Origin of the sequence: Labrys miyagiensis (genome assembly GCF_030160835.1) — a bacterium.
Classification (GTDB): domain Bacteria; phylum Pseudomonadota; class Alphaproteobacteria; order Rhizobiales; family Labraceae; genus Labrys; species Labrys miyagiensis.
Window position 1 is genome coordinate 71312 of sequence record NZ_BSPC01000068.1, and the last position, 10304, is coordinate 81615.

The 10304-nt window shown below is 58.4% G+C and carries 8 protein-coding genes and 1 pseudogene; 5 read left to right on the forward strand and 4 right to left on the reverse strand.

The features are described 5' to 3' along the window. Positions 1-877: 877 nt before the first annotated feature. Both QQL24_RS29790 and QQL24_RS29795 read left to right on the forward strand, forming a co-directional pair. On the forward strand, positions 878-1195 hold the full coding sequence (locus tag QQL24_RS29790; RefSeq protein ID WP_284315936.1) for a DUF2934 domain-containing protein: 318 nt from the start codon (positions 878-880) through the stop codon (positions 1193-1195). A gap of 401 nt (positions 1196-1596) precedes the next feature. Next, positions 1597-2913: a glycosyltransferase family 2 protein gene (locus QQL24_RS29795; RefSeq protein ID WP_284315937.1), complete on the forward strand. Its 1317-nt coding sequence runs from the start codon at positions 1597-1599 to the stop codon at positions 2911-2913. Here the strand turns inward: QQL24_RS29795 and QQL24_RS29800 are convergent. The 3 genes from QQL24_RS29800 to QQL24_RS29810 are packed head-to-tail and all read right to left on the reverse strand — an operon-like array spanning position 2821 to position 5307. Continuing rightward, positions 2821-3405: an SAM-dependent methyltransferase gene (locus tag QQL24_RS29800; protein ID WP_284315938.1), complete on the reverse strand. Its 585-nt coding sequence runs from the start codon at positions 3403-3405 to the stop codon at positions 2821-2823. The two genes, QQL24_RS29795 and QQL24_RS29800, sit on opposite strands and share 93 nt — an antisense overlap. Next, positions 3402-4103 (reverse strand): PIG-L deacetylase family protein, encoded by a 702-nt coding sequence (locus QQL24_RS29805; RefSeq protein ID WP_284315939.1) that lies wholly within the window; start codon positions 4101-4103, stop codon positions 3402-3404. The genes QQL24_RS29800 and QQL24_RS29805 overlap by 4 nt, the downstream gene beginning before the upstream one ends. 13 nt (positions 4104-4116) lie before the next feature. Continuing rightward, a complete protein-coding gene (locus tag QQL24_RS29810) occupies positions 4117-5307 on the reverse strand; it encodes an acyl-CoA dehydrogenase family protein (protein ID WP_284315940.1) in 1191 nt (396 codons plus the stop codon). 153 nt (positions 5308-5460) lie between these two features. On the opposite strand from QQL24_RS29810, the pseudogene QQL24_RS29815 reads away from it, so the two are divergent. After that, positions 5461-5682, forward strand: a pseudogene (locus tag QQL24_RS29815) (IS66 family transposase); the annotation flags it as partial. Positions 5683-6856: 1174 nt separating this feature from the next. On the opposite strand, the gene QQL24_RS29825 reads toward QQL24_RS29815, so the two are convergent. Next, complete coding sequence (locus QQL24_RS29825; RefSeq protein ID WP_284315941.1) at positions 6857-7891, reverse strand: glycosyltransferase family 2 protein; 1035 nt, start codon at positions 7889-7891, stop codon at positions 6857-6859. Positions 7892-9214: 1323 nt separating this feature from the next. Here QQL24_RS29825 and QQL24_RS29830 point away from each other — a divergent pair. Both QQL24_RS29830 and QQL24_RS29835 read left to right on the forward strand, forming a co-directional pair. Beyond that, complete coding sequence (locus QQL24_RS29830) at positions 9215-9466, forward strand: hypothetical protein (protein WP_284315942.1); 252 nt, start codon at positions 9215-9217, stop codon at positions 9464-9466. Between the two features lie 391 nt (positions 9467-9857). Beyond that, positions 9858-10304, forward strand: a 447-nt coding sequence (locus QQL24_RS29835) for a glycosyltransferase family A protein (RefSeq protein WP_284315943.1), incomplete at its 3' end; no start/stop codon positions are given.

Sequence of the window (10304 nt, forward strand, 5' to 3'; positions counted from 1 at the left end):
CCACACCATGCGGAGTCCCTGAACGCGGGCTTGGCCGGGCTCGGCTTCTCCTTCATTCTCACGAATGTTGCGACAGGGGCGGGTGGAGTCACCTGTTTAAGCGCCGGCGTCTCAACGACGGTTTGGGGTGAGACCTTCTGTAGACTTCGCAGATAACACGGTTTGGCTTCGATGGAGAACGTTGGACGGATCTCACCCTTCATGCAGGCACTCGATAGGCTTGCTACAAACGCGGCTCGGTCGGGCGGCTCGGACGTCGTTGGAGGTGTTGCTTCGCCATCAGCCAGTGCTGCCAGATACGCCTATACAGCACGCATGTCTTCCAAAAGCTTCAGCGGATCGAGATCGGCGACAGTGCGGCGCCTCAGGCAAAGATCGACGCTGATCCTCTTCAAGTGCCGCGCACAACACTTACTTTGGGATCGAACCCCTCAGTCCGGAAGAAGTCGAGAAGTTCCGCGATCTTTGCGCCGCGGGGCCAAGCGGGCAGGAGAGAAGACTGGTAGCACGCAACGCACGAGCTCAAGGATGGATAAGTGCATTAAGTCTCTTAAAGTTGCCCGCCCTTCTGAATAGAAGGGTTGTCAGAACCGAGTAAAATGGAGGCCCAAACAGGCCCAATATCGACGTGGCGTCGCAGGGTCGGAGGGTGCTCTCGGGAGGTTGATACGCACGGATGGGATAAGGGCTCGGCTACCAATTCGTTGGTCAGAACGGGAAACCGGAAAAACCATCCTGTTCCCTATGCCATCGTGTCCGGTTGACACGCGCCGTATCGCCTTAAGAACGTCTTTGGCCCAAGTTGGGTTCCCCCTCATGCAACAAGTGCCGAGCCCACGAGTTGAGGAGGAGATAATTCGCTCCGGGAGGACAAAGCATGGAAAAGAGCAAGGACGAACGCATTCGCGAGCGCGCCCATCAACTTTGGGAAGCTGAGGGCCAAGCCCACGGCAGCCATGAAGTCCATTGGCACCGAGCCGCGAGAGAAATTGAAGAGGCCGATCCATCTGAGGCTCCGACGCCGGAAATAGCGGGGAAAGCGGGGCTTATCGAAAACGCGGCGGCCACCCCCGAAAATGGCCGACGAGGTCCGGGCAGTGGGACACGGTTGCAGAGATCAAAGAAGGTAAAGATGCCGCCGGTGGCAACCCCCGCCGAAGGCGTCCCAAATGCGGGTCCAAAGGGTCGTCCCTGAAAAAATCGGCTGAATAGCAGATCGTCAGGCTACCATATGCCGTTGGCTAGGCTGATGCGCTTGCCGGCGATAAAAAGACTTGGGCATCTTTCGACCGATGGACATCAATTTTGCCGCGCAGGTTGAACGCAAAGGGTGTGTCGCGGACATTCTCGATCCCGAGCGGTTTTCAATTGGCATAGATGGATTGGTTCATGGCACGGCAGATGCAGTCGCCTTCTGTCCGATCGCGCAATCGAGGGGCGCGATGCCCTGCCTGGCACGCCGTGTTCGTCGGTCCAAGCAGTCGTCGGTGAGTATCTTCGGTACGAGCGGCTCTATTGCCTCGATCGCTTGTTCGCCGGCCGAGGCACAGTGCTCTTGCTGATCATTACAAGTTTTGAAGCACGACGGAACGTAGCTTGGAGCTGCAAGTTTACTTCCAGAAGAATCGGCCACATCGCGTTGTTGCGGCCGGCGCAAATTTCTTGTCGCGGATGCCAATGAATAGCGCTCGCCACTCCTCGTTTATTTTTCCTGTCATCGCTTCTGCGGATCAAATCGCAGCGCGACCGACGATCATTGCAATACCGGCTTGCAACGAGGAGGACCGGATATCCGAATGCCTGGCAGCCTTGTCGTTGCAGAGAGACGGCCGAGGCCGCCGCATCCCACCGGATGCCTACCGGGTGGTGCTTTATGCCAACAATTGCCACGACAGCACGGTAGCGAAGGCGTGCGAGGCGAGGGACGCAGCGGCGCTGCGCATCAAAGTGCTCGAAGCCGAAGCGAGCGCGCAGCGCTCCGCGGCCGGCCTGGCGCGCAAGACCGCAATGGATATCGCCGCTTCTCAACTCGAGGCCGAGGGCCTCGCCGACGGCGTCATCCTGACAACCGATGCGGACAGCGTGGTGCATCCGACCTGGCTTGCGAACAGCTGGCGCGCTTTTGCGCAAGGTGCGGACTGTGTCGCGGGGTATGTCGACGCCGCTCCCGGCGAGTTCGTCGGATTGGGTCGAGATTTTCAGCGGCGCGGCTTCCTGGAGGAGTATTACCATGCTGTGGTCGCCGAGATGTTTGCGCTTCTGGATCCCCGCCCTCACGATCCCTGGCCGAACCATCAAGTCAGCTCGGGCGCCAGTCTTGGCATCACGCTGCAGATGTATCGGGCCATCGGCGGCCTGCCGCCGCGGGCCGCGGGGGAGGATGCGGCGCTGACCCTTGCCGTCGAAAGTGCCGGTGGAAGGGTACGCCATGCCATGGATGTGTGCGTTTCGACCTCTTGCCGCCTGGATGGCCGGGCAGCGGGTGGGGCCGCCGATGCGATGAAATTGCGCCACGCCGTCATCGATACGTTTTGTGACGACGAGTTGGAATCGGCGTTCACTGTGACAAGGAAAGCCTGGCTGAAGGGTCACCTGCGTAAGGCGAGCGATATCGGTTTCATGCAAAAATCCGCAATACTGCGGGGTCTCGATCTCTCTGCCGGAGAGATGACAAGCCTGCTTGGCACGCTTCGGCACACGTGCTTCGAAGTTTTTTGGCAGGAATTGTGCAGGACCAACGCGGCGCTTCGCTACTGCAATCCTCTTCGCCCCTCGATGCTGCCTGCGGAGATCGCGCGGGGAGAGAAGCTGCTCCGTTTCTTACGGGCCCAGCCGGATCCGCTCGAGGCGGTAGATTTCGTCATGGAGGATGGCGTGGCTTTCGAGGCAAGGCTCCATAGCCTCTACGAATAGATTGCTGGCGGTTTCCCCGCTCAGTGGATAGTCGGTCGGCCCCAGCCAATGGCAGAGAATGATCTCGGCCCGGCTGGCCGCCGAGGCACGGCACCAGACGGTGAGTGCCAACAGATCCTGCCTGCTAAGATAATAGAGAACCTCGGAAAGCACGATCAGATCGAACGAGCTCAAGGGAAGGTCGTGCGGCGCGGCGCCCACCTGAAATCTTACATTGTCGCGAGCACTGCATCTTACTTTCGCCCTGGCGATTGCCGTTGGCGACAGATCAACCGCATGCAGCGTTCTGCATCGAGGTGCAAGACGTGCGGTGAGGACACCGATCGAACAGCCAACTTCCAACGCCATCGCATAAGACGGACGCCCAAGGGCCGCGAGGGTGGCTTGATACTTGCCGTTCTCATATTCGCTCGTTTCGAAGTTCCACGGATCAGAATCCGCGCGATAAAGTTCTTCGAAAAACTCGGGCCCCCGGGAAGTCTCGTCGCTCATGCCTGCCTCCGGATGAAATGTTCCGTCGGCCCTTGAAAGCGCGCGAGCTGCTGCGGAGTGAGCATGAAACCGTCCGGATCGTCATCGATTAGAGGGGTAAGCTGCGAAGCATGACAGGCGATGGCGGCGCGCTTCTTGTCGAGCCAGGGCGTGATATCGAGACTGAAACCCTCCGGAGCGGGTCGCTCGATGCGCTTCGAGCGGGGCAGAAGCCAACCCCAGATGGGATAATGCCATATCAGAAGCTCGGGCCTTGCCTTTCCCACCGCTTGCGCCATCCGCGCGGCAGCGAAGTGATCGCAATGGGGATCCTTGTCCCAGGTCACAAACAAGCTGGTCGAGCCATCTCGACGAATAGTTTCTTCAAGCCGTGCAGCCGCAGCCTCGAACTCGCCCCCCGATGTCGGCGCCTTCGTATCAGGCAGGTCGAAATAGCTGATCTTGTCCGGCTCGAGGCCCAGCTTGCTGAGGCCGTTCCGGCATTCTTCTCGCCGGAGTTCAACCAGTCGCTGTTTCGAGAATTGCCGAGAGCTCGGGTGTGAGCCCGCGCCGTCCGTCAGGACAATGACGTGCACGGGCAGCCCCGCGTCGAGACAGGCCGCGATCAGGCCCCCGGTTCCCAGCGACTCATCGTCGGGATGGGGGGCCAGGATGGTGACACCGCCTGCGCCCAAAATCTCAAGGCTGGCGAAAGGCAATGCTTCGACCCTTCTAAGATAGGAGCTGATCTTCATCGAAATTCCACATGTCCTTTATTGGCGCGGCATTGGCCAGCGCAAAGCGTGCCGCATCCGCCATAGCGAGATCAGGCATCGGTTGCCTCAGATAGGTACCGAGATCGCGTACTATCCGCTCGAGCGGACTGGGCCGGATGAAGGAAGGAAGGCCGCTGCCTCGCTGCACAGTTTCCATGATGTCGAGGGCCGCCCGTTCGGTGATGCCACGAGCCACATTCGACAGCGCGACTGACTTTTCCGCTTCAGTGCTTCTTAGCGCTAGCTGTCGTGCCGCAGCCCTGATCCAGAAGGCGGCTGTGCCCGCGGCCGCGACACATGCCACCACGCGCTGCAACTGGTAGGGATCGTCACCACGCCGGCGCAACAAGAGTTGCTCGCGGTAGAGATCGACGAGGCGTTGCATGCCACCGAGATGAACCGCACAGAAGCGCCAGGCTCCGCCCGAGAAATATGGCTGGCGCGTGAAGTCCCCGGGTTTGCCGATCAGGCAGGCCTCGGACACGACCATGCCCGTCAGGTCTACTGATCCCGTCGCGCTCGATTGCATGCCGAGCGGCGTCCAGCTTGAAAGATCTGCGCGTTCTCGAGGTTCCAGCGTGAGCATGATGAGGCGCTGGCCCTCTTCGCTGCCGGCTGTGACCAGCGGCTTTATGACGAGTCCGATGCCGGACGCCAGTATCTTGCCTCCTTGAAGCAACCAGCCGTCGGAAACCTTGCTAAGCTGGAGAGGGTTTTTGCCGTCCGCACCCCAGACCCCGGTCATCGCTCCATTTCCGATCGCGTGGGCAAGGGTTTGGAACTGGCTGTCGGTCCCATAGCGACGCACCAGGTCTATTGCATTGGCGTGTCCCTCGAACAGGCGACCGATCGAGAGGTCCGCTGCGCCGATCGTCCGAAGCGCGTCGAGCAGCTTGGACCAGTTGCTCGCTTCGGCCAGTCCTGCACCGCCTGCCTGCCACGGCAGTGGAGCGGTGAGAATACCGAGCGTGCTAAGCGCCGCCGCAATGTCGGAATGAACCCTGGAGTGCTCGTCCGCTTCGGCAGCCTTATCCTCGCATAAGTCCGCGAAAGACGTCAGGCGAGAGGGCCAGGAAGCGCCTGTCGCGCGCGACAGGTCGGGAGCGCCCTCCTGGCGTTGCAAGGCTTCAGCAAAGCTTGTCCTCATCGGTTGTTCCTTCGTGTGCTCCGAAGCTGCAACTGGCGAAATCCTCCGATCGTTCCACCCAGGCACCGACCTTTGCAAAGAGCGCCTGTTATCACCGTTTCCGCAGGAGGAACGCGGGCAAAGCACAGGAACAAACCGCCGTAGCGCGCCGTTAGCCTTCGCGAGAAGCTCAGCTGCCGCGATTGCGAGGCGATCACGCAGGCACCGGCACCCTTCCACGTGGCGCCGGGCGGCTATCTCGGGCCCAAGCTGCTCGCCACCATCCTGTTCGACAAGTTCGGCCAACATCTGCCGCTGAATCGCCAGAGCCAGCGCTTCAAGGCCAAGGGCAGCGACCTCAGCGTCTCGACTCTGGCCGACCAGGTCGGTGCGGGTGTTTTGCACTGATGCCGCTCCACCCCGCCATGCCGTCTGGCGGAGCTACTGCCCCGGAGCTGGAAGCAGACAACTCAAGCACTCGCCGCCTGCCCGCCACATCATACCCGGCAACGCCAACCGCTACTCCAAATAATTCCACGGTTTTCCTCGGATGCTTACCCCTCACCTGATGGCTTCAGTTGTAATGGCAGAGGGAAAACCGAGACGATGACATCTACTGGAAAAGGACGGGTCAAGTCGCCTGGCCGGGCCAGTCTAGATGGCTCATCACGAAGGCGACCTAAAGACACTCGCCTTGATGATCACCATGGCCACGAACGCAGCATCGGGAGTGGAGGCCGTGTGGACCGTGCTGGTATACAGTAGTCTACTCTGCACTTGATCCCACGGGGCTGCATTGCGACCCAGAAGCGTCCTTGGCTGTCGCGGGGACATCGCCCACCATCGGGTAGTCCCGCGCAGCGCCGCAGGAATCTATCGCGTCGTTCCCCAGGATTAGTCCCCGGCGACAAGCCTGCGGCCCGACATAGCGCCTTCCTCATCCAACTCAGCATCTTCTGGACCCTCAAGCCACAACGTGGCAGCCGTGTGGCAGGCTGGCGAAGCCAGCCAATAGTAGGAGGTCACCGCTACTCTTCAGGCTCTGTATCGCTTACGAGTGGCAGACCACCTTCGGCGCACTGTCAACTTACCAAAGTGCTCAGATGGCACGGCTAGCTTTTTTATGCTCCTCCGAAGAGGCCATAGTCGTAAGCGGATCGGAGGCCGAATGGAACAAAAACGCCGATCCCCGAACCGCCCCTGACAATCGGCATCGACGGGGGTAGGTGCGCAGCACACCGCACGAGCGTGGCGACGGCATTCTTGCCTCGATAGCTGAAACGCGGATCGAAATTCGGGATGTAGCGCGACCAGGCGTCGACAATGCGCAACTTCTTGCCGCCACCCTTGAGTGTTCACGAAGCCCATTGCCCGGGTCTGATTGCATCGCGTCGCCTCCAATCGATCTTCCTTGAGTTTCGCTTTCACGCGCCGTCTCGGGGGTCTTGTTGTGGAACACCAGGTCTCAAGCGTTGTAAAGTCTGCGCGTTCACCTAATGATGATAGGCCAAAGTCTGAATTTGAGATTTTGAATCGTTTAATCGAGCGAAACGTAAACTTGGGAGGCTACTTACAGTTGCTTCGTTATTAATCGAGGAAGACCGAACCTTTCCTGAAGCCGCCAGAGACGATGTAGAATGAATTTTAGACTCCAGGAATAGTAGCTATTTATCGAAATAAGATGGGCCACCCCGAATCCCTGTTTTATGCGCATTGTTTTGAGACACCAGAACAAATATTGAATTAGTAAGGCCCCCTTCCTACGTCTCAGAATATATTCTATTTCAGAAGCATCTTTGCGCCGATTGGGAAGGTTATGCAGCCACGACACCATTGCGGCATTTGCTGCGACAAGCTGCATAGTCGGCGTTGGAGACGACGACAATGAATTGGGGCGGACCGAATACAGATACAACGCATCGGGTATGAGGCCCAAACGCGCCCCGGCGAGCATCAGGCAGACGTAAAACAGAGCGTCTTCGCCCAGCGAAAGACGTTCGTCAAAACGCAATCCGGCGTCTTCGATGTTTCGACGACGTACGAGCGGCTTCATGAGACCAAGGTTTCGGGTATAGTGATAGCCGGGCCAGTCCCGTTGAAGAAAATCCTCTACAGAAATCTCCCGGGCGGTGGTCATCCAGCTGGAATTAAATGCAGGCCCATGCCATTTGCCGCTTTCAAATTCAATGATCTCAAGTTGATCGGCGAGCATGTCCAAGCCGCGATTCTTCATGACACGCAACATGAGCTCGAGCCTGTTGGGGATCCACGCGTCATCGGCATCCAAGAGAGCTATATAATTGCCTTTGGCAGCATTTAGTCCCGTGTTGCGGGCTGCCGAAACTCCCTGTCGCGTCGTGTTGAATAGAGGGCGAACTCGCCGGTCTTTTGCGGCAAGATCCCGAATGATTTGCGCGGTTCCGTCGCCTGAGCCGTCGTCTATGACGATGACTTCCAGGGAGCGCATGGTTTGGCTCAGCGCACTTGTCACTGCCGCCTTCACAAATTGCTCTGCGTCAAATGCGGGCACGATGACCGACACTTCAGGATGCCCCGGAGCGCTATTCTCGCTAGCGACTACTCTTGGACTGTAAATTTTCGTCATTGCGAATCCTCTTGTATGGAATGGCCTGGCTGTCCCCCAAAAGTGATTTGGCTTCCTTAGCCCACACGCTGATTTCGGAAATGGTTTCCCCAATCGAGGTGTCCTCTTACCTGAAAGACGACCGCCAAATTCCAAGTAGCGAGCCCAGCACCTGCCGCGGAAGAATGGACATGGTCCGAGCTGACGGGGAGCACACGGGGTGCGCCGCATTGAATTTCCAACCTTGGACGGGGCAAAAGTGCTAGATCCTCGCGGCCGTCAAAATGGCAAAGCAAATTAGTAACACTCCCGAGCGGTTGGGTTCTCTTGAACTTTCCAATCCACTCGGCAAATCCCAGTAGCTGGGCGCGATCACACGGGAAGCCTATGGCGCTGAGATATCGGCAGAACTCGGCTGGATCCACTTGAACGAGCCTAGCGGCGCAGTCTTTGATTTTCGCAGTCCTTGCGCAATTGTAAGCATGTTGAAGCAAGCCGGTGCAAGCCGCGCCTGGTTTGCTGCATTGCTTCAAGCACGAGAAAATCCATTGGCCTCACTTGCGGCAGGTAGAACACATCCGCTGATAAGTCTCCGAATAGGTGCGTCCTTTGCGCTCGCCGTCTTATCGCCAGTTCATAAAGCGATACATTGAAGTGACACTCAAACTACTACCATTAAGGCGATGAGCTGACCCTAACATAGGTTGGCGCCTTTCGCCCTTTCAGGTCTGGAGCGAGGATTGGTCGTTCGCGCCTGCTATCGAAGGCACAGCCGGTGTGGCGGCTGTAGCGGGCATGGGTTCCCTCCGATGTCATCGACACCCCAAAGGCACGGGCTTCTATAACCACAAGAGCGGAGCTACCTCTGGACCGTGCGGCGCTCCGAAGTTGCCATTTTAAGTGAGCATAATTTGGGACAGGGGGTAATGCTCGGTCGCGATTACTAAGAAGCCATCAAAATCCAAGACCTCGAAAGGAACCGTCCATTCAAGTGGAGGTCCCTCCAAAGGCCCATGAGCGTGGCCGGCCTACTTAGCCGGCCGGATGGGCGAGAACTCAACCGCCGTAAAGAGTTTATCAGGCCTAACAACAAAAGCCGTAACCTAGGTTAGGTCGCACAGCTCACCGACGGTGTATGTACGGTCAACTCGGCGGCGAGCAGGCCCGCGTTGGGTTCGGTCAGGATGCTTGCCCCAACCGCGGCTACCCAGGCGGTACCTTGCTTTTCGGGGGTCTCGCTCAGGTGTTGCCGTCAGGTGCAGCATGGAGAGAAGGGCGAACATTGGGCGGCTATAAATTCACCCGCAAATTTCCTTGAAGGGCCTCAAAGATCAGGAGGCATCTGTGTCCACGGAAATATTTTACGCACTCGTGACCTTTGTGCGCGACCCCAATAATGAGCTGTCGGCTCTAAATACGGTATCAATGCCAACAATGTATAGAGCACTTCGTGAAGCCTCCTACTCTATTGGAAAAACGACAAACGCCGGTTGCATAGTCGGTGCGATTGTATTTTCCCAAGAAGTTGATGCTGTCGGCGAGTTGAAAGGCGATGCAATTGTTAGTAGTTACGGAGACACACCAACGAATGAATAATGCCCATGCGTGGCATTATGAGGTGGCAGTGTGCCAGCCATGCGCTACCTCGAGCTTTGCCGCGCCATGACTGGTTTGTCAGGTCGGCGGCGCCAGTTGCACCTCCGGGAGTTCGCGGGGACTTTGCGCTTGCCGTATTGGACGCGTAAGGGTGCCGATTTCGCGGGGCCGGCACGTCAGGAAGCGGCGCTACAAGCGCCCATTGAACGCGAAGCCACCAAAACCCAAGATCTCGAAATAAACCACCCTTTCAAGTTGGGGGCCTGCCAAGGCCCAGTGAGCTCCGCCAGCCTCTTTTGCCGGCCGGATTGGACAGGACGCAACGGCCTTATGAGTGCTGATGATTGGGCGGAAGTATGACAACCTCTCTCCTGAGGCAATGATGCAAATTTTGCGCAATTTTCATGATTACTATTCCCGCAACGTCGTTGTCTATGGCGGCACTCCCTGGAGAGAGGCGACCGTGACGTCGCCCGCCAAGCTGAAGATCGCCATTGCGATCGCCACAGCCGGCCGCCGGGAGGTGCTTGCCGATACGGTGCTCTTCATGCGCAACCAGGAACGCCCGCCAGAGGAGTTCCTGATCTGCCCGGCGAGGCCCGAGGATGTCGATGTAGAGACGCTCCGACAGGCGCATCCCCAGCTCGCCACAGTGTCGAGCCCGGTGGGCTTGTGCCGTCAGCGCAACGCGCTGATGGCGGCCAGCAACGCCGATGTGATGGTGTTCTTCGACGACGACTTCCTGCCCGATGCCGATTTCCTGGTGGAGATCGAGAAGCTTTTCCATGCCAATCCGGACGTGGCGATCGCCACGGGCTGCGTGCTGGCCGATGGCGTT

What these genes read in the sequence shown, in the direction of transcription:
- QQL24_RS29810 (WP_284315940.1), bottom strand. Translation starts at nt 5,307, where the DNA reads ATGAGGACAAGCTTTGCTGAAGCCTTGCAACGCCAGGAGGGCGCTCCC.
- QQL24_RS29800 (WP_284315938.1), bottom strand. Translation starts at nt 3,405, where the DNA reads ATGAGCGACGAGACTTCCCGGGGGCCCGAGTTTTTCGAAGAACTTTAT.
- QQL24_RS29790 (WP_284315936.1), top strand. Translation starts at nt 878, where the DNA reads ATGGAAAAGAGCAAGGACGAACGCATTCGCGAGCGCGCCCATCAACTT.
- QQL24_RS29825 (WP_284315941.1), bottom strand. Translation starts at nt 7,891, where the DNA reads ATGACGAAAATTTACAGTCCAAGAGTAGTCGCTAGCGAGAATAGCGCT.